We start from the raw sequence: 19,112 nt of genomic DNA on the forward strand, positions 1-19,112 counted from the left end.
ATTATGCCACCGCTTTTTCTGTTTGCTGGGCTTTCAGCCAGGCAATCTCTTCTGCCCAGATATCCGGATTAATCGTTTCCAGCACCAGCGGAATGCCGTCAAAACGATTGTCCTGCATGATCCAACGGAAGGCATCGTGGCCAATATTGCCTTCACCTAAGCTGTGGTGACGGTCAACGCGACTGCCAAATGCGCTCTTGGCGTCGTTCAGGTGCATACCGCGTAGGTACCTGAAGCCGACAATACGTTCAAATTCCGCAAACGTCTTTTCGCATTCCTCGACGGAGCGCAAATCGTAACCGGCCGCGAAGGCATGGCAGGTATCAATACAGACGCCGACGCGGGACTTGTCTTCGACGCCGTCGATAATGGCGGCAAGGTGCTCGAACTTAAATCCAAGGTTGCTGCCTTGTCCGGCGGTATTTTCGATAACTGCCGTAACGCCCTGGGTCTGAGCAAGGGCGATGTTGATGGATTCGGCAATGCGCGCCAGACACTCATCTTCTGGGATCTGCATCAAATGGCTGCCCGGGTGAAAGTTCAGCAAGGATAAGCCCAGCAGTTCACAGCGCTGCATTTCATCTATAAACGCATCACGTGATTTTTCCAGCGCATCGCTAACCGGATGACCGAGGTTAATCAGGTAACTGTCGTGAGGCAGGATCTGGGCGGCAGTATAGTGATACTTCTCGCAGGCAGATTTAAAATCATCAATGATTTCGGTGGTCAGCGGCGCGGCACGCCACTGGCGCTGATTTTTGGTGAACAGGGCGAATGCGGTCGCTTCGATTTCTGCGGCTCGAATAGCGGCGTTAGCCAGACCGCCAGCGGCGCTTACGTGCGCTCCGATATATTTCATAAATTTAACCCGCCATACTCAAATACAAAAAGGGAGAGTATAGCGGGTTAATAGAGGTGAGTCGTGATCGTTTATGCCATCAGCGCGTGGATAGCGACGTTAATCGCACCGCCACCCACAATCAGCCAGACAAACAGCAGCAGGGCCATCAGTAACGGTTTGGCACCGGCTTTTTTCAGCGCGCTAACGTGCGTGGTCAACCCCAGGGCCGCCATCGCCATTGCCAGCAAAATGGTGTCCAGCGTTACCAGCATGTTCACTACTGACTGTGGCAGCAGGTGGAACGAGTTAAAAATTGCGACCACAATGAACAGGATGGCAAACCATGGAATGGTTATTTTGCTCTTCTCACCGCCCGTGGCCGGAGACAGTTGTTTAACGCGTGCGGCCAGGAGGATAAGGAACGGTGCCAGCATCATGACGCGCAGCATTTTGGCAATAACCGCGGCGTTTTCCGCATCCGGGCTAATGGCGTGCCCGGCAGCCACAACCTGTGCAACTTCATGCATGGTGGAGCCAATGTAAATGCCGTAGGTTTCTGGGCTAAACCAGTGTGAAAGCAACGGATACATCGCCGGATACAGGAAGATAGCGATAGTACCGAAGATAACCACGGTGGCGACAGCGACGGTCACTTTACTGGCTTCTGCTTTTACCACTGGTTCGGTTGCTAGCACGGCGGCGGCACCACAAATGCTGCTACCCGCGCCAATCAGCCAGCTGGTGTGACGGTCCAGACCAAATACTTTCTGCCCCAGGAAACAGGCAATCATAAAGGTGCTGCTTAGCGTTAACACATCAATCACGATACCGCTGACGCCGACGTCAGCAATTTGCGCGAAGGTGAGGCGGAAACCGTAGAGGATAATCCCCAGACGTAATAAATGTTGTTTCGCGAACAGCACGCCGCCGTCACAGCTTTTCCAGATGTGCGGATAGACGGTGTTGCCGAGAATCATCCCCAATAAGATGGCTAAGGTGAGGGCGCTGAACCCGGCACCTGCGACGGCGGGAATGGATCCTCCCCATAAGGCGACCCCAGTGATAACTGCACTCAGGGCAAGCCCCGGAATAAAATGCCACGCTGTACGACGATGAGTCTGTAAGGTGAGTTCTGTCATATCCTTCTCCTTTATCTGGGTAAAAGAGTAAGGCGAAGTGGTTTAAAAATAAAATTGATTATATATTTATAATTAATCTATATAAGTGGTATACCCGTCATACTTCAAGTTGCATTTGCGTTGGCTGCGCTCGTTCACCCCAGTCACGTACTTAAGTACGCTCCGGGGGATGCTCTCTCTTGCCGCCTTCCTGCAACTCGAATTATTTAGGGTATAAGTAACGGCTATCCGGTGGAAAACGACTATGCATATCACCCTGCGACAACTTGAAGTGTTTGCTGAGGTACTAAAAAGCGGCTCAACAACCCAGGCATCTGTCATGCTGGCATTGTCGCAGTCGGCGGTGAGTGCGGCGCTTACCGATCTGGAAGGGCAACTTGGCGTACAACTGTTTGACCGTGTCGGCAAACGGCTGGTGGTTAACGAACACGGACGCTTGCTTTATCCGCGCGCGCTGGCGTTACTTGAGCAAACGACCGAAATCGAACAGCTTTTTCGCAAAGATAATGGCGCCATTCGGGTCTATGCCAGTAGCACCATCGGTAATTATATTCTGCCCGCCATGATCGCCCGTTATCGCCAGGACTTCCCCGATTTGCCGCTGGAACTTAGCGTGGGCAACAGCCAGGACGTGATCAATGCGGTGCTGGATTTTCGGGTAGACATCGGGCTGATAGAAGGGCCGTGTCACAGTACGGAAATCATCTCTGAACCGTGGCTGGAGGACGAACTGGTGGTGTTTGCCGCACCGTCGTCACCGCTCACAAAGGGGCCCATTACGCTGGAACAGCTGGCTGCTTCGCCGTGGATCCTGCGTGAGCGAGGATCGGGTACGCGTGAACTGGTGGATTACCTGCTGTTGTCTCATCTGCCAAGATTTCAGATGGCGATGGAGTTGGGGAACTCCGAGGCCATTAAGCATGCGGTGCGCCATGGTCTCGGGATCAGCTGTTTGTCGCGTCGGGTCATTGCGGAGCAGTTACAGGCAGGGACGCTGAGCGAAGTTACCGTGCCACTGCCGCGTTTAGTGCGCACTCTCTGGCGCGTTCATCACCGGCAAAAACATATCTCCAATGCCATTACGCGTTTTTTATATTACAGCGACCAGGTTGAGTAGGGCGAATAGCGCGCTAACTCTCGTCAGGTCACCCTATCCATAATGGCTGTTACGTCTTAACCGCCTTGTGCTGCTCATTTTCTGCTTTACTTATAATCCGCGGCCAGTCATGAAGGTCTCTTATAACAGCGCATTTGTGCCGGAAGAATGCCATTTCGTCTGCTACAATCGCGCCTCATTTTTTGGATGGATAGCATTTTCACATGGTTTCCGAAACTAAAACCACAGAAGCGCCCACGCTACGTCGTGAACTGAAGGCGCGTCACCTGACGATGATTGCCATTGGAGGCTCCATCGGTACAGGTCTTTTCGTTGCATCTGGTGCAACTATTTCTGCGGCGGGTCCTGGCGGCGCGTTGTTCTCTTATATCCTGATCGGTCTGATGGTGTACTTCCTGATGACCAGCCTCGGTGAACTGGCTGCCTATATGCCGGTTTCCGGCTCGTTCTCCACTTACGGTCAAAACTACGTAGAAGAAGGCTTTGGCTTCGCGCTGGGCTGGAACTACTGGTACAACTGGGCGGTAACGATTGCCGTTGACCTGGTGGCCGCACAGCTGGTGATGAGCTGGTGGTTCCCGGACACGCCGGGCTGGATCTGGAGCGCACTGTTCCTCGGCGTTATCTTCCTGCTGAACTACATTTCCGTTCGCGGATTTGGTGAAGCGGAATACTGGTTCTCGCTGATCAAAGTTACCACTGTAATTATCTTCATCGTGGTTGGCGTGATGATGATTTTCGGTATCTTCAAAGGCACTCAGCCAGTGGGCTGGAGCAACTGGACGACCGGTGATGCACCGTTTGCCGGGGGTTTTGCCGCGATGATTGGCGTGGCGATGATCGTCGGCTTCTCTTTCCAGGGAACTGAGCTGATCGGTATCGCGGCAGGCGAATCTGAAGATCCTGAAAAGAACATTCCACGTGCGGTGCGTCAGGTGTTTTGGCGAATCCTGCTGTTCTATGTGTTCGCGATTTTGATTATCAGCCTGATTATCCCGTACACCGATCCGAGCCTGCTGCGCAACGATGTGAAAGACATCAGCGTTAGCCCGTTCACGTTGGTATTCCAGCATGCGGGTCTGCTGTCAGCCGCAGCAGTAATGAACGCGGTTATCCTGACGGCGGTACTGTCAGCGGGTAACTCCGGGATGTATGCCTCCACGCGTATGCTTTACACCCTGGCATGCGACGGTAAAGCGCCGCGTATTTTCGGCAAACTGTCTCGTGGCGGTGTTCCGCGTAACGCGCTGTATGCGACGACTGTGGTGGCGGGGCTGTGTTTCCTGACCTCTATGTTTGGTAACCAGACCGTGTACCTCTGGCTGCTGAACACCTCCGGGATGACGGGCTTTATCGCCTGGCTGGGGATCGCTATTAGCCACTATCGTTTCCGTCGCGGTTATGTGCTGCAGGGGCGCGATGTGAAGGATCTGCCGTACCGTTCTGGCTTCTTCCCACTGGGTCCGATCTTCGCCTTTGTGCTGTGCCTGATTATCACTCTGGGCCAGAACTACGAAGCGTTCCTGAAAGATAGCATTGACTGGGGCGGCGTGATGGCAACCTATATCGGTATCCCGCTGTTCCTGATTATCTGGTTTGGCTATAAGCTGGCGAAAGGAACTCATTTTGTTCGCTACAGCGAAATGAAATTCCCGGATCGCGTGAAGAAATAACAGTATAAAAAGCATAACAAAAACCCCGGCATGATGAGTGCCGGGGTTTTTTTATTGCGCCAGACTTAGAAGCTGTAAGTCAGGCCAACCGTGTAACGACGACCATCGAGAACAGTGTCGTAGGTATCGTAATCGATTTGCTTATCCAGCACGTTATACACGCCAGCGGTCATCAGCAGATCTTTGTTTGCATAATAGCGCAAACCAACATCGACCTGAGTATAGGACGGGGTGCCCTGCGCCATGGAGGTACGGCTCAGGTATTCAGACGTTTTCCCGCGCAGATTCAGACGGCTCCAGAAACCGAGATCCTGCGTGGCCTGCCAGTCCAGCGTGGTGTTGAACATATGCTTTGGCATTTTGTTCAATGGCTGACCGGAGAACTGACCGCTTTTCTGTTCAGATTCCGTGTAAGTGTAGTTCGCCGTCCAGTTGATGTCGGAAGTCATCTTCCAGCCGAAAGTGGATTCTACGCCGCGCATATTGGCTTTATCGACGTTAACGCGATCGCTGACGAAGTCATAGTGGGTATTGCCGATGGTACAGGCCGGATCGGAGCTGCTGTTACAGCGGCGCACTTCGGTGATTTTGTCTTTGAAGTCAGTATTGAACAGCGTGACGCCCGCGTTGAGATCGTTGCCGTTATCCCACAGTAAACCGATCTCTTCGCTGAGGCTTTTCTCCGGCTTCAGGTCCGGGTTGCCGACAATGATGCCGTTCAGTCTACCGCCGCCGGTGACCTGTCCCCAACTGGCAGACGACTGGCGCAGATCCGGTGCGCGATAGCCCGCTGAAACGCCGCCTTTTAAGGTCCATTGATCGCTCAGATGCCATACGCCATAACCGCGCGGTGTCCAGTTGTCGCCGTAGTTTTCATCTTTATCCATACGCAGACCGCCAGTCAGCGTGAAGGTATCGGTAACGGCCCACTCATCTTCAGCAAACAGCGCCCAGCTCCAGCGGGTCAGTTTGTTCAGTCCATCAGCAGCTTGCAGCTGGTTGCCGTTATCACTCAGTTTTTCATAACGGTATTGCCCGCCCAACGTCAGGGTGTGCGCCCCAAGGAAGACCTGGTTCTGGTTATTGAAAATCGTGTTGTAGGACTTCATCTGGCGACCTGGGTTTTCGGTCTCTTCCTGCTGGACATAGCTGGTGGAGTTGAAGTCGTCGTAATAACCGCTGTGGGTTAGTGAATACGTTGTGTGCACATACTTGTTTTCGCTTTTACTGTTGGGCTTGCAGCTTCCGTTGCGGCAGCTTTCCTCGGCCATGGATTTGCCTGGCGTACTGTCGCGATCCTGCAGTTCACGTGCGTAATCGAAGTCGATGTCATTTTTATCATCTGGCGTAAAGTTCAGGGTTAAGCCCCCGTTACGCATACGCTGTTCATTGTAGCCATTGAGGATTTTGTCCTCCGCCCGATGAGAGAATAATCCGGTCACTTTTGCGCCGAGTAATCCGTCAATCAGGGGCCCAGACGCATAGGCATTGGTCTGATAAATATCGCCGGAGTCTCTGTCTTCCTGGAAAGTGGCATCGCCGTGCAGAGAGCCGGTCCAGGCTTTGGTATTCGACACTTTCTTGGTGATGACGTTGATGACGCCGCCCATCGCATCGGAGCCGTACAGAGATGACATTGGGCCACGGATTACCTCGATACGCTCGATGGATTCCAGCGGCGGCAGCCAACCTTGCTCAATACCTGAGTTGTCGCTGTTAGGACGTGTGCCGCGTGTGCTGATGCGTTTACCGTTGACCAGGAAGAGCGTGTATTGCGAAGCCATACCACGAATACTGATATCGCTGCTGCTACCCCCGCCGGAGACGACGACGCCAGGGACATCTTTTAGCGCATCGGTAACATCGCGATAGGCTTTGTCCTCAATCTGCTGCTTGGTAATAACAGATATCGAAGCGGGAGCGTCCTGAATTTTCTGTTCGAAGCCGGTGGCGGTAACCACCACGGTGTCTTGTTCAGCGGCATGCCCGAGTGATGGGAGACTGGCGACGCATACTGCGGCAGCTACAGCCTTAACGTGAGGTATAGTCATTTGTATCATTCCATTTAAATGAATTTACCCGGCATACTTCAAGTTGCAGATGCGTGGCTACGCGCGTTCATACAACTCGAATTATTTAGGGTAACGATCAGCGCGTCATGTGAAAGGCCATGACAATTGTATGTATTTGTCTTTTAAGGACTCTTTTCAGTAAAGAAGCGAATGGATTGTACAAAAGTATGAATGTTTGTAAACACAAATGATAATCGAAATCATTTGTGTTTGATCTCGTTTTGAGGGTAATGCTTTTTAAATCAATAGGATAGTGGAGAAAGAAAAAAGGAGAAAAAGTGAAGGAATGATGGAGAAATGAAGAGGGCTGGCGCCCTCACTCAGGCGTTACTTCAACAAATACTGGGCGTGGAAGCGCAGGTGATCCTCAATAAACGACGCAATAAAGTAATAGCTATGGTCGTAACCGGGCTGGATGCGTAGCGTCATTGGCCATGCGGTTTGACGGGCCGTTTCGGCCAGCACCGCGGGTTGCAGCTGATCGGCGAGAAACTGATCGCTGTCTCCCTGATCAATAAGCGTCGGAATCGCGTCTGCGGGCTTGCTGGCCAACATTAACTCGCAGCTGTCCCACTCGGCCCACTGTGATTTATCTTCACCCAGATACGCGCTAAAAGCCTTCTCCCCCCACGGAACGCGGCAAGGATTTACGATCGGCGCAAAGGCGGAAATGCTGGTGTATTTCCCGGGATTTTTCAGCGCCATAATCAATGCGCCGTGACCGCCCATGGAGTGTCCACTGATGGCGCAGCGATCGCTGACGTTAAACTGCGATTGAATCAGTGCCGGCAGCTCATCACGCAGATAGTCATACATGCGAAAATGCGTTGCCCATGGCTGTTGGGTAGCATTGAGGTAAAATCCCGCCCCCTGGCCTAAATCGTAGCCATCATCATTGGCAACCTGCTCGCCGCGCGGACTGGTGTCCGGCATCACCAGTACAATGCCCAGCTCAGCCGCGATGCGTTGTGCGCCGGCTTTAGTCGTGAAGTTTTCATCATTGCATGTCAGACCCGACAGCCAGTACAGCACCGGAGGCGGGGTGTTATCGCGCGGGGGAGGAAGAAAAATACTGAAGGTCATGGTGCAATTTAACGTGGCGGAGTCGTGACGCCAGCGTTGCTGCCAGCCTTCAAAACAGCGGTGCTCTTCAAGCATTTCCATGCGGGGCTCCTTGTTGTGTTGAACCTGAATATGTTTGCGAACTCACCATAATACAGATTATTCATGGCACTGTGAGCAACTTTCACTTCCGCATTGAGCAAACATACTTCATCATCTATATAACTTTACATTAACACTCGACGTCGCCGGGTAGAACGACAAGTGAAATCGCTACGCTGAAAGGCTGTGCCAATTTCAATAATTATCGCGGTGAATACTGGATTATGTGCGCCGCCTCACGCACAATGTTCTGGCTGTGACACAGCCTAAAAACTTTGCCCCATGCAGGGCAGAGGCGCCCCACCTGCAGGAGAAGAAGAAATGTCATCACTCAGTAAAGAAGCGGCCCTGGTTCATGAAGCGCTGGTCGCGCGTGGTCTTGAAACGCCACTACGCCCGCCCGTGCAAGAGATGGATAACGAAACGCGCAAACGTCTTATCTCGGGCCATATGACCGAGATTATGCAGTTGCTCAATCTCGATTTGAGCGATGACAGTTTGATGGAAACTCCGCATCGCATTGCGAAAATGTATGTAGATGAGATTTTCTCCGGCCTCGACTACGCCAACTTCCCGAAAATTACCGTCATTGAAAACAAAATGAAGGTGGACGAGATGGTCACGGTCCGCGATATCACGCTGACCAGCACCTGCGAACACCACTTTGTTACTATCGATGGCAAAGCGACGGTGGCGTATATCCCGAAAGATTCGGTTATTGGTCTGTCGAAGATTAACCGCATTGTGCAGTTTTTCGCACAGCGTCCGCAGGTTCAGGAACGTCTCACCCAGCAAATTCTCACCGCGCTGCAAACGCTGCTCGGGACGAATAATGTGGCGGTGTCGATTGATGCGGTACATTACTGTGTGAAAGCGCGTGGCATTCGCGATGCGACCAGTGCGACCACGACCACTTCTCTTGGCGGATTGTTTAAGTCCAGCCAGAACACGCGTCAGGAATTCCTGCGCGCAGTACGTCATCACAACTGATTAGGGCAGGGACCATGGAGCGTAATGTCACGCTGGATTTTATTCGTGGCGTCGCCATTCTTGGTATCCTGCTTCTCAATATTAGCGCCTTTGGCTTGCCAAAGGCGGCATACCTCAATCCCGCGTGGTATGGCAACATCACCTTATCCGACGCCTGGACCTGGGCGCTGCTCGATCTCTTTGCGCAGGTAAAATTCCTCACGTTGTTTGCGCTGCTGTTCGGTGCCGGTCTGCAAATGCTGCTCCCGCGCGGCAAACGCTGGATCCAGTCGCGGCTTACGCTGCTGGTTCTATTGGGTTTTATTCACGGTTTACTCTTCTGGGATGGCGATATCCTGCTGGCATATGGCTTAATCGGCCTGATTTGTTGGCGGTTGATCCGTGATGCGCCGTCGGTAAAAAGCTTATTTAACACCGGCGTACTGCTTTATCTGGTGGGCGTTGGCGTATTGCTGCTGCTGGGGGTAATCTCCGGGAGTGAAACCAGTCGTGCCTGGACGCCGGATGCCTCAGCGTTGCTGTATGAAAAATACTGGAAAATAAACGGTGGAATGGAAGCCGTCAGCAATCGCGTGGATATGATGTCCAATAGCTTGCTGGCGCTGGGCGCACAGTACGGCTGGCAACTGGCGGGGATGATGCTGCTCGGCGCGGCATTGATGCGCAGCGGTTGGTTAAAAGGGCAGTACAGCTTACAGCATTACCGACGCACCGGTGTACTGCTGGTCATTCTCGGGATGGCGATTAACCTGCCTGCTATCGTCGCTCAGTGGCATCTGAACTGGGCATATCGCTGGTGTGCCTTCTTGCTACAAGCCCCGCGAGAGCTGGGCGCGCCGTTGCAAACCATCGGTTACGCCGCGCTGATGTTCGGCTTCTGGCCGCAGCTTAGCCGCTTAAAATGGGTCATTGCCATCGCCTGTGTGGGGCGCATGGCATTAACTAACTATCTGTTACAAACCTTAATCTGCACCGCGCTGTTTTACCAGGTCGGCTTATTTATGAAATTTGACCGACTGGAGCTGCTGTATTTCGTCATTCCGGTTTGGGCCGTTAACCTACTTTTCTCCGTCATATGGCTACGTTTTTACCGCCAGGGCCCGGTGGAATGGCTGTGGCGTCAATTAACCCTGCGTGCTGCGGGGACATCATTGCCGCGTACATCCAGATAACGATCTGGATCACATTCATTAACAAAACGGATGTAAGCGCTTTCATTCCTGTGACATCTCTCACGCAGTGCGTTTCGTTGTGCTGACAAAATACCCAGCCTGGGGTGTCTGCGGGCAACCGCAATCTAAAACAGGGCAGTGAATATGATCACCATACGTGATGTGGCACGACAGTCTGGCGTTTCTGTAGCCACCGTTTCCCGCGTACTGAACAACAGTGCGCTGGTGAGTCCCGATACGCGTGAAGCGGTAATGAAGGCAGTTACTCTGCTGGGCTATCGACCTAATGCCAACGCGCAAGCGCTGGCGACGCAGGTGAGCGACACGATTGGTGTTGTGGTCATGGATGTATCAGACGCCTTTTTTGGCGCGCTGGTAAAAGCCGTGGATATGGTTGCCCAGCAGCATCAGAAGTATGTCCTGATTGGCAACAGCTATCATGAGGCTGAAAAAGAACGTCATGCCATTGAGGTGTTGATTCGTCAGCGCTGTAACGCACTGATTGTACACTCTAAAGCACTGAGCGATCGGGAACTCGCCGAGTTTATGGATCAGATCCCCGGCATGGTGCTGATCAACCGTCTGGTGCCGGGTTACGCCCACCGCTGCGTCTGCCTGGATAACATCAGCGGTGCCAAAATGGCGACCCGAATGCTGCTGAATAATGGTCATCAACGCATCGGTTATCTGGCGTCAAGCCATCGCATTGAAGATGACACCATGCGCAAAGAAGGGTGGTTAACAGCCCTGAAAGAGCAGGGGATTGTTGCGGCAGAAAGTTGGGTCGGCACCGGTTCGCCCGATATGCAAGGCGGAGAGTCTGCGATGGTAGAACTGCTGGGACGTAACTTACAACTGACGGCGGTTTTCGCCTATAACGACAATATGGCTGCCGGCGCGCTGACCGCGCTAAAAGACAACGGCATCGCTATTCCATTACACCTTTCTATCATTGGCTTTGATGATATTCCTATCGCGCGTTACACCGATCCGCAACTGACCACCGTACGCTATCCCATTGCCTCCATGGCAAAAATGGCGACGGAGCTTGCGCTACAGGGGGCTGCAGGCACGTTAGACCCGGAGGCGACGCATTGCTTTATGCCGACGCTGGTGCGTCGCCATTCAGTGGCGCTACGGCAGAATGCGGCACCGATCACTAACTCATAATGTTGCGCGATGTAACCGCTTTCAATATGTGAGTAAATTCACAGTATATTAACAATGCGATAGCTATGATGACACTGTTTGTTGCGCTGTAACTACTATGTAACGGTGAATAATCACTTTCACCGAGGTAAAGGTGCCTTAAACAAAAATTAAAGCCTGTTTTTGGAGCGTTGCCAGACACGGAAGAAATATTTTTTAAAAGTGAGCTTCGGCGTTCAGTAACACTTCAGTAACGTTCTGCCTGCCGAGCATTTATCTCAAGTACTACCCTGCATAATAAAACCGGAGATACCATGAATAAGAAGGTGTTGACCCTGTCTGCTGTAATGGCAAGCATGTTATTCGGCGCGGCTGCGCACGCTGCTGATACCCGCATTGGTGTAACTATCTATAAGTATGACGATAATTTTATGTCTGTAGTACGTAAGGCTATTGAAAAAGATGCCAAAGCGGCGCCAGATGTACAACTGCTGATGAATGACTCGCAGAACGACCAGTCCAAACAAAACGACCAGATCGACGTGCTGCTGGCAAAAGGCGTTAAAGCACTGGCGATTAACCTGGTTGACCCGGCAGCGGCAGGCACGGTCATTGAAAAAGCACGCGGGCAGAACGTACCGATCGTGTTCTTTAACAAAGAACCTTCTCGTAAGGCGCTGGACAGCTATGACAAAGCGTTTTACGTCGGTACCGACTCTAAAGAGTCCGGTATTATTCAGGGTGATTTGATCGCCAAACACTGGGCAGCGAATCCGAACTGGGACCTGAACAAAGACGGCAAAATTCAGTTTGTTCTGCTGAAAGGCGAACCGGGACACCCGGACGCTGAAGCACGTACCACTTACGTGATTAAAGAGCTGAACGATAAAGGCATTAAAACTGAGCAACTGCAGTTAGATACTGCAATGTGGGATACCGCTCAGGCAAAAGATAAAATGGATGCGTGGATGTCCGGTCCGAACGCCAACAAAATCGAAGTGGTTATCGCAAACAACGATGCGATGGCAATGGGCGCAGTTGAAGCGCTGAAAGCGCACAACAAAACCAGCGTACCGGTATTTGGTGTGGATGCGCTGCCTGAAGCGCTGGCTCTGGTGAAATCTGGCGCAATGGCTGGTACCGTGCTGAACGACGCCAACAACCAGGCGAAAGCCACCTTCGATCTGGCGAAAAACCTGGCTGACGGTAAAGGTGCGGCAGATGGCACTAACTGGAAAATTGAGAACAAAATTGTTCGCGTTCCTTACGTAGGTGTCGATAAAGATAATCTGGCAGAGTTTACCAATAAGTAAATACTCCGTCTTTGGGCGCAATGTCATTGCGCCCTTAATAACGCACTCTGCAAGGCCAACAAGGTATAATTATGGTCAGCACACATACTCAGTCGTCAGGCGAATACTTGTTGGAAATGACCGGCATCAACAAGTCCTTCCCCGGCGTTAAGGCTCTTGATAATGTCAATTTAAAAGTCCGCCCACATTCCATTCATGCCTTAATGGGGGAGAATGGCGCGGGGAAATCAACATTATTGAAATGTCTTTTCGGCATCTATCAAAAAGATTCCGGTAGTATTTTATTTCAGGGTAAAGAAATCGATTTTCATTCTGCTAAAGAAGCGCTTGAGAATGGTATTTCGATGGTACACCAGGAATTAAACCTGGTATTACAACGTTCTGTGATGGATAACATGTGGCTGGGACGCTATCCCACCAAAGGCATGTTTGTCGATCAGGACAAAATGTACCGCGATACCAAAGCGATATTTGATGAGCTGGATATTGATATCGATCCGCGTGCGCGCGTTGGTACATTATCCGTTTCTCAAATGCAGATGATTGAAATTGCGAAAGCGTTCTCCTATGACGCAAAAATCGTCATCATGGATGAGCCAACGTCATCGTTAACCGAGAAAGAAGTTAATCATCTGTTTACCATTATCCGTAAGCTGAAAGAGCGTGGATGCGGTATTGTTTATATTTCTCACAAGATGGAAGAAATCTTCCAGCTATGCGATGAAATTACCGTGCTGCGCGATGGCCAGTGGATTGCGACCCAGCCGCTGGAAGGGCTGGATATGGATAAGATCATCTCCATGATGGTCGGCCGTTCACTGAACCAACGTTTTCCGGATAAAGAAAACAAACCCGGTGAAGTCATTCTGCAAGTGCGTAACCTGACCTCGCTGCGTCAGCCGTCGATTCGTGATATCTCGTTTGATTTGCACAAAGGGGAAATTCTCGGGATTGCCGGGCTGGTCGGCGCAAAACGTACTGATATCGTTGAAACGCTTTTTGGTATTCGAGAGAAATCATCGGGTACGATTACGCTACACGGCAAAAAGATTAATAACCACAGCGCAAATGAGGCCATTAATCATGGTTTTGCGCTGGTCACGGAAGAGCGCCGCTCAACCGGTATTTACGCGTATCTGGATATTGGTTTTAACTCGTTAATCTCCAATATCCAAAACTATAAAAATAAAGTTGGTCTGCTGGATAATTCCCGCATGAAGAGTGATACCCAGTGGGTAATTGACTCAATGAGGGTGAAAACGCCGGGCCATCGTACACAAATCGGTTCACTGTCCGGTGGTAATCAGCAAAAGGTGGTTATTGGTCGCTGGTTATTAACGCAGCCAGAAATCCTGATGTTAGATGAACCCACGCGTGGTATCGATGTTGGCGCGAAGTTTGAAATTTATCAGCTGATTGCCGAACTCGCGAAAAAGGATAAGGGGATTATTATTATTTCCTCTGAAATGCCGGAGCTGCTAGGAATTACCGATCGTATTCTGGTGATGAGCAATGGTCTCGTTGCTGGAATTGTTGACACTAAAACAACAACGCAAAACGAAATCCTCCGTCTTGCGTCTTTGCACCTTTAAGATTAGGGGCTCCTCATGAGTGCGTTAAATAAGAAAAGTTTTCTTACTTATCTGAAAGAAGGCGGAATTTACGTTGTTCTTTTGGTTTTGCTGGCGATTATTATTTTCCAGGATCCCACTTTCTTAAGCTTACTGAACCTGAGTAATATTCTGACGCAATCCTCGGTGCGTATTATTATCGCATTGGGTGTGGCCGGGCTGATTGTTACCCAAGGGACAGACCTGTCGGCGGGACGTCAGGTTGGCCTGGCGGCAGTCGTGGCGGCAACCTTGCTACAGTCGATGGAGAACGCCAACAAGGTGTTCCCGGAAATGGCTACAATGCCAATCATCGTAGTGGTGCTGATTGTTTGCGTGATTGGCGCCATTATCGGTCTGGTGAACGGTATTATCATTGCTTATCTGAATGTGACACCGTTTATTACCACCCTGGGTACGATGATCATCGTTTACGGGATCAACTCCCTGTACTACGACTTTGTCGGCGCATCACCAATTTCTGGCTTTGACAGCGGATTCTCCACCTTCGCGCAGGGCTTTATTGCGCTGGGTAGTTTCCGCCTCTCCTACATCACCTTCTATGCGCTGATTGCGGTGGCGTTTGTCTGGGTGCTGTGGAACAAAACCCGCTTCGGTAAAAACATTTTCGCCATCGGCGGAAACCCAGAAGCCGCGAAAGTGTCCGGGGTCAACGTTGCGCTGAACCTGCTGATCATCTATGCGTTGTCTGGCGTGTTTTATGCCTTTGGTGGTTTGCTCGAAGCCGGGCGTATCGGCTCGGCGACTAACAACCTCGGCTTTATGTATGAGCTGGATGCGATTGCGGCGTGCGTGGTTGGCGGTGTGTCGTTCAGCGGCGGGGTCGGGACCGTGTTTGGTGTGGTGACCGGTGTGATTATCTTCACCGTCATCAACTACGGTCTGACTTACATCGGCGTGAACCCTTACTGGCAGTACATTATCAAGGGCGGCATTATCATCTTCGCGGTCGCGCTGGACTCACTGAAGTACGCGCGTAAGAAGTAATCGTATACCGCAAAAAGCCCGGTGCAGCGTAATCTGTACCGGGCTTTTTTGTCAGCGTTACAACGTTAACGCATGCTCTTTCTGACCGGGTTTAAATTTCACCTCACCCAGCTCAATACAGGCTACCGGGCAAACGTGACCACACAGCAGGCATCCCACACATTTTTCTGTGTTGCAGTGCGGTGTGCGGGTTTCCTCATTCCATTCCATCGCCTGATGTCCGCCGTCATAACAGGAGATGTAGCAGCGGCCACAGCCAACGCATTTATCAAGATGAATGTTCGGGTAGACGATGTAGCTACGGTCAAGATCCTCCGCGGGGATGATATTGGCATTGGCAAGACCAACCATCTCCTCCAGTGAGTCAAACCCTTGATCGGCGAGGTAATGTGACAGCCCGCTGGTCATGTCCTCCACAATCCGGTAGCCATACTGCATGATCCCGGTGGTCACCTGCAGCGTGGCCGCGCCTAACAGTAAAAACTCGGCGGCATCTTCCCAGGTCTCAATTCCCCCGATGCCGCTGATCGGGAAATCGCGCAGTTCAGGGTGCATGCGCAGTTGTTGGATAAATCGCAAAGCAATAGGTTTAACGGCCTTGCCGGAGTAGCCGGAAATACTGGATTTACCGTTGACGATCGGCATCCCGATTTTTCGGTTCAGATCGATATTCGTGATGGATTTAACCGTATTGATGGTCGCGATACCGTCGGCACCTCCGTGTTTTGCTGCCAGAGCCACCTCACACATATCACCAATGTTCGGTGTCATTTTCGCCAGCATCGGCAGGGATGAGCCGCGTTTAACGGCCCGACAATACTTTTCAACCAGCTCAGGGCTTTGCCCTACATCGCTACCCATGGCATGTGAGGTCATTTGCGGGCACGAGAAGTTACACTCGATCATGTCTGCACCCGCGTCTTCAACCAGGCGAGCCAGTTCCTGCCATTGCTGCTCATTTTCCCCCATAATCGACGCAATCAGGACTTTGTCCGGGTAGTCCTGTTTCAGTCGACGAATTGCGGCCAGATTCTCCTCCAGCGGATGCTCGGCAATTTGTTCCATGTTTTTGAAGCCAATAAAGCCGGTATCTTCTTTGGTGAGATGGTCAAAGCGTGGGGAGACTTCATTAGCAATAAAGAACCCGATCGTTTTAAAAACAATGCCACCCCAGCCGCTATCATAGGCTTTGGCGCACATTTCATAGCAGTTGCCCACCGGAGAGGAAGAGAGGCAGAACGGGTTGGGGAATTTGACGCCGCAAAAAGTAATAGAAAGATCTTTCGTTAACATGAGCAAGCTCCCTCTAAATAGTGATGAATGGCCTGAGCGGCTTCTTTTCCTGTTTTCACGGCGTAAACAACGGTTTTATCGCCTTTAACAATATCGCCCGCAGCAAACAGAGCCGGATCGGCGGTTTGATAATTGTGCGTATCGATAAGATTGCGCTGTGGTTTTAACGCGGCGAAATTATCAAGCTGAGCATGTTGGCCGACGGCGAGAATAATCTGTTCGGCTTCAAGCATGAGTTCTCCAGGCTGACGTACGTGCTTAAAGGTGACTCGATTTCCGCTAACCGCCACGGGCGTGAAGCCGTCAATTATCGACACCCCTAAAGCCTGTGTGCTGCTGAATTCTTTGTCGCTGGCCGGGAAGTCGGCGAGTTCTTCACGCGCGACACAGGTGACTGACGGGCAGCCCAGCAGCTTCAACGTACTGGCGACATCCATCGCCACGTCGCCACCGCCGATGATTAATGCACTTTGTGCGACGGTAATATCGCCGTTGGATTGCCGGGCTCGTTGCAGAAAATCGACGGCGATTTCGACGTGATTCGCCCTCTCAAACAGAGGTAATGTTGAACCGTAAGACATCCCAACGGTAACCAGTACGGCGCGGTATTCTGCTTTGAGTTGCTCAACGGAAAGGGCATTGCCGACTTCACAATTGCACTTGATGGTCACGCCCATTTCAACGATACGGGCAATTTCAAGATCCAAAACTGCTTGCGGCAGACGAAACTCTGGAATGCCATAACGCAACCAGCCACCTGGCTGGGCCTGTTTTTCGAAGATTGTCACATCATAACCAAGATTACTTAGCGTTACGCTGGCCTGTAACCCTGCCGGACCCGCCCCGATGATAGCTACTTTGCCGAGCGTTTTTGTTGCCGGCTGATAGATTTTCATTGCGGTCTGCTGTTCAAAATCGGTAATAAAGCGTTGCAGACGTGCAATATCGATAGGTTTATCAATTCCTGAGCGCGTACATCCGCGCTGGCATAATTTTTCGGTTGGGCAAACCCGGGCGCACACCGCACCGAGCGCATTATTTTCGCGGATAGTTTCGGCAGCGCCTTTAAAATTACGAAAATAAATAGAACGAATAAATTTCCCTGGGTCTGTTTGCGCTGGGCAATCATGACTACAGGGGGCGTCGTGACATAATAAACAGCGAGAAGCCTCTTTTATTGCTAATAATGGGGTAAAAGCAGGCGTGAGCTCATCCAGATAATTTTGTTGTGGCATATTTTCTTCCTTAATGCTTGAGTAAATTAAGGCAAACCGTTAATAACAAAATATAAAAAGTGAAGGCTATTCTTAAGGCTAAGCACTGCAGGAAGAGTATTCTGTGAAAGGATTCACAAATAGAAGATAGTCTGAGGGAAATGCTGGTGGGCAGCATTAATCCCTTACATTGAAATGGTAACTATTATCAAAATATTAGCTATTCTCAAATGCTAATATAAAGGAAAATTCTTTAGCGATAAAAGACTAAGTAAATGACCATCCCGAAGGATAAACATCCGCACCCGGCATAAACCAGCACATAAGACCAAAATTGCAGGGGTTCTTGATTGCGATAAGCGTAAACCGGTTCGCGCGCATTCTTTTTAATTTTATCTACGGCCCCAGAGCGCCAGCCTTTCCATGCTTCGCGAAAACAAAATACGGGAATGAGCAGAAAGGCCAACACGACGAAAAGGGTTTGTACATCCATGCTTATTTTCCTTGTTTCTTTTGTAATTCGAGTAGTTGTTCAGGCGTGACCGCCGGATATCCCTGTGCATCGTCCGGTACCTGATGCATGGTAGGGATGGGCACCAGCGGGCCTAAAAAGCGGGGTTCACGTTTGAAAATATAGAGATCGGCCAGTGCGCCAAAGCGGGCGCCAAATTCACGTACCCGCACGGTGAGCATATCTTTTGGTGAGGGCACCGCATAGCACTGGGCCTGGATGCCCATATGCAGCGCAATAAACAAGGCGCGCTCACAGTGGAATCGCTGAGTAATAATGATGAAATCGTTGGTATCGAACACCTTGCGGGTTCGTACAATCGAATCGAGCGTCCGGAACCCGGCGTAATCAAGCACGATATCAGCGGGATCGACACCGGCGGCAATCAGATCTTTACGCATCGTCATGGGTTCGTTGTAGCTTTGCTGCGCGTTGTCGCCGCTCAGCAGCAGATAGTTTACCTTTCCGCTGTTATAGGCGTTCAATGCGCCCTGAATGCGGTAGCGGTAATACTGGTTGATGACGCCGGTGCGATAGTATTTCGCCGTGCCCAGGACCACACCGACCTGGCGGTAGGGTAAATCCTGCAATTCGTCGTAGATGTAGGGAGCGGTCTTCCAGCTCATCCACCTGTCGAGCCCAAGCACAGTCAAAAGCAGCAAGCCTACCAGGACTAACAGGCTGTAAAACACGCGCTTTAACATGCAGAAAACTCGTTATTTGGATGGAATTTCAATCAGGCTACTGTACCGGAAGACGTAGCGCAAGAAACAGCAATCTGATTGAGGGGATTTTCAGCAAAACGGCCCTGTTGGATGGTAGCAACAGCAAATCTGGCCGACAACC

At 51.1% G+C, this 19,112-nt stretch carries 16 protein-coding genes; 8 read left to right on the forward strand and 8 right to left on the reverse strand.

What is annotated here, in order from left to right; all coding sequences use genetic code 11:
* Position 1: 1 nt before the first annotated feature.
* A complete protein-coding gene (nfo, locus tag GFC06_RS12360) occupies positions 2-859 on the reverse strand; it encodes a deoxyribonuclease IV (RefSeq protein ID WP_046275457.1) in 858 nt (285 codons plus the stop codon).
* A 71-nt stretch (positions 860-930) separates the two neighbouring features.
* A complete protein-coding gene (locus GFC06_RS12365; RefSeq protein ID WP_016153726.1) occupies positions 931-1,980 on the reverse strand; it encodes a YeiH family protein in 1,050 nt (349 codons plus the stop codon).
* Between the two features lie 244 nt (positions 1,981-2,224).
* Here GFC06_RS12365 and yieE point away from each other — a divergent pair, with 244 nt between their 5' ends.
* Together yieE and lysP are read left to right on the forward strand one after the other, a co-directional pair.
* On the forward strand, positions 2,225-3,097 hold the full coding sequence (gene yieE / locus GFC06_RS12370) for a DNA-binding transcriptional regulator YeiE (protein ID WP_047500977.1): 873 nt from the start codon (positions 2,225-2,227) through the stop codon (positions 3,095-3,097).
* Positions 3,098-3,300: 203 nt separating this feature from the next.
* The gene (lysP, locus tag GFC06_RS12375; protein ID WP_047500979.1) at positions 3,301-4,770 is read left to right on the forward strand and encodes a lysine-specific permease; all 1,470 of its coding nucleotides are present in this window, start codon (positions 3,301-3,303) and stop codon (positions 4,768-4,770) included.
* A gap of 65 nt (positions 4,771-4,835) precedes the next feature.
* Here lysP and GFC06_RS12380 read toward each other — a convergent pair whose 3' ends face one another.
* Together GFC06_RS12380 and fghA are read right to left on the reverse strand one after the other, a co-directional pair.
* Positions 4,836-6,821, reverse strand: coding sequence for a ligand-gated channel protein (locus GFC06_RS12380; protein WP_153690204.1), 1,986 nt, complete (start codon positions 6,819-6,821; stop codon positions 4,836-4,838).
* A 348-nt stretch (positions 6,822-7,169) separates the two neighbouring features.
* Entirely contained in the window at positions 7,170-8,006 is an 837-nt protein-coding gene (gene fghA / locus GFC06_RS12385; RefSeq protein WP_047500981.1) for an S-formylglutathione hydrolase, read from the reverse strand.
* A 321-nt stretch (positions 8,007-8,327) separates the two neighbouring features.
* Here fghA and folE point away from each other — a divergent pair, with 321 nt between their 5' ends.
* The 6 genes from folE to mglC all read left to right on the forward strand — a co-directional run bounded on the left by folE (position 8,328) and on the right by mglC (position 15,248).
* On the forward strand, positions 8,328-8,996 hold the full coding sequence (gene folE, locus GFC06_RS12390) for a GTP cyclohydrolase I FolE (RefSeq protein ID WP_003027410.1): 669 nt from the start codon (positions 8,328-8,330) through the stop codon (positions 8,994-8,996).
* A gap of 14 nt (positions 8,997-9,010) precedes the next feature.
* Entirely contained in the window at positions 9,011-10,168 is a 1,158-nt protein-coding gene (yeiB, locus tag GFC06_RS12395) for a DUF418 domain-containing protein YeiB (RefSeq protein ID WP_049281981.1), read from the forward strand.
* A 144-nt stretch (positions 10,169-10,312) separates the two neighbouring features.
* On the forward strand, positions 10,313-11,338 hold the full coding sequence (gene galS, locus GFC06_RS12400) for an HTH-type transcriptional regulator GalS (protein WP_016153720.1): 1,026 nt from the start codon (positions 10,313-10,315) through the stop codon (positions 11,336-11,338).
* Positions 11,339-11,631: 293 nt separating this feature from the next.
* Positions 11,632-12,630, forward strand: coding sequence for a galactose/glucose ABC transporter substrate-binding protein MglB (gene mglB / locus GFC06_RS12405; protein ID WP_016153719.1), 999 nt, complete (start codon positions 11,632-11,634; stop codon positions 12,628-12,630).
* 71 nt (positions 12,631-12,701) lie between these two features.
* A complete protein-coding gene (gene mglA / locus GFC06_RS12410) occupies positions 12,702-14,222 on the forward strand; it encodes a galactose/methyl galactoside ABC transporter ATP-binding protein MglA (protein WP_016153718.1) in 1,521 nt (506 codons plus the stop codon).
* A 15-nt stretch (positions 14,223-14,237) separates the two neighbouring features.
* Positions 14,238-15,248 (forward strand): galactose/methyl galactoside ABC transporter permease MglC, encoded by a 1,011-nt coding sequence (mglC, locus tag GFC06_RS12415; protein ID WP_003027393.1) that lies wholly within the window; start codon positions 14,238-14,240, stop codon positions 15,246-15,248.
* Positions 15,249-15,305: 57 nt separating this feature from the next.
* Here mglC and preA read toward each other — a convergent pair whose 3' ends face one another.
* The 4 genes from preA to sanA all read right to left on the reverse strand — a co-directional run bounded on the left by preA (position 15,306) and on the right by sanA (position 18,970).
* A complete protein-coding gene (preA, locus tag GFC06_RS12420) occupies positions 15,306-16,541 on the reverse strand; it encodes an NAD-dependent dihydropyrimidine dehydrogenase subunit PreA (protein WP_153690205.1) in 1,236 nt (411 codons plus the stop codon).
* Positions 16,535-17,776, reverse strand: coding sequence for an NAD(P)-dependent oxidoreductase (locus GFC06_RS12425; RefSeq protein ID WP_153690206.1), 1,242 nt, complete (start codon positions 17,774-17,776; stop codon positions 16,535-16,537). The genes preA and GFC06_RS12425 overlap by 7 nt, the downstream gene beginning before the upstream one ends.
* Before the next feature lie 232 nt (positions 17,777-18,008).
* Entirely contained in the window at positions 18,009-18,248 is a 240-nt protein-coding gene (locus GFC06_RS12430; protein WP_016153715.1) for a DUF2542 family protein, read from the reverse strand.
* Between the two features lie 2 nt (positions 18,249-18,250).
* Positions 18,251-18,970 carry an outer membrane permeability protein SanA gene (gene sanA / locus GFC06_RS12435; protein WP_016153714.1) on the reverse strand — a complete coding sequence of 240 codons (720 nt, stop codon included), beginning with the start codon at positions 18,968-18,970 and terminating at the stop codon, positions 18,251-18,253.
* Positions 18,971-19,112 lie beyond the last annotated feature (142 nt).

This window comes from Citrobacter braakii, from assembly GCF_009648935.1.
GTDB classification, from domain to species: domain Bacteria; phylum Pseudomonadota; class Gammaproteobacteria; order Enterobacterales; family Enterobacteriaceae; genus Citrobacter; species Citrobacter braakii.

Bases quoted from the DNA above. Each gene is read 5' to 3' on its own strand.
- GFC06_RS12365 (WP_016153726.1), bottom strand. From the start codon at position 1,980: ATGACAGAACTCACCTTACAGACTCATCGTCGTACAGCGTGGCATTTT.
- yeiB (WP_049281981.1), top strand. From the start codon at position 9,011: ATGGAGCGTAATGTCACGCTGGATTTTATTCGTGGCGTCGCCATTCTT.
- mglB (WP_016153719.1), top strand. From the start codon at position 11,632: ATGAATAAGAAGGTGTTGACCCTGTCTGCTGTAATGGCAAGCATGTTA.
- GFC06_RS12380 (WP_153690204.1), bottom strand. From the start codon at position 6,821: ATGACTATACCTCACGTTAAGGCTGTAGCTGCCGCAGTATGCGTCGCC.
- lysP (WP_047500979.1), top strand. From the start codon at position 3,301: ATGGTTTCCGAAACTAAAACCACAGAAGCGCCCACGCTACGTCGTGAA.
- GFC06_RS12425 (WP_153690206.1), bottom strand. From the start codon at position 17,776: ATGCCACAACAAAATTATCTGGATGAGCTCACGCCTGCTTTTACCCCA.
- yieE (WP_047500977.1), top strand. From the start codon at position 2,225: ATGCATATCACCCTGCGACAACTTGAAGTGTTTGCTGAGGTACTAAAA.
- mglA (WP_016153718.1), top strand. From the start codon at position 12,702: ATGGTCAGCACACATACTCAGTCGTCAGGCGAATACTTGTTGGAAATG.
- folE (WP_003027410.1), top strand. From the start codon at position 8,328: ATGTCATCACTCAGTAAAGAAGCGGCCCTGGTTCATGAAGCGCTGGTC.
- sanA (WP_016153714.1), bottom strand. From the start codon at position 18,970: ATGTTAAAGCGCGTGTTTTACAGCCTGTTAGTCCTGGTAGGCTTGCTG.
- GFC06_RS12430 (WP_016153715.1), bottom strand. From the start codon at position 18,248: ATGGATGTACAAACCCTTTTCGTCGTGTTGGCCTTTCTGCTCATTCCC.
- nfo (WP_046275457.1), bottom strand. From the start codon at position 859: ATGAAATATATCGGAGCGCACGTAAGCGCCGCTGGCGGTCTGGCTAAC.
- preA (WP_153690205.1), bottom strand. From the start codon at position 16,541: ATGTTAACGAAAGATCTTTCTATTACTTTTTGCGGCGTCAAATTCCCC.
- fghA (WP_047500981.1), bottom strand. From the start codon at position 8,006: ATGGAAATGCTTGAAGAGCACCGCTGTTTTGAAGGCTGGCAGCAACGC.
- galS (WP_016153720.1), top strand. From the start codon at position 10,313: ATGATCACCATACGTGATGTGGCACGACAGTCTGGCGTTTCTGTAGCC.
- mglC (WP_003027393.1), top strand. From the start codon at position 14,238: ATGAGTGCGTTAAATAAGAAAAGTTTTCTTACTTATCTGAAAGAAGGC.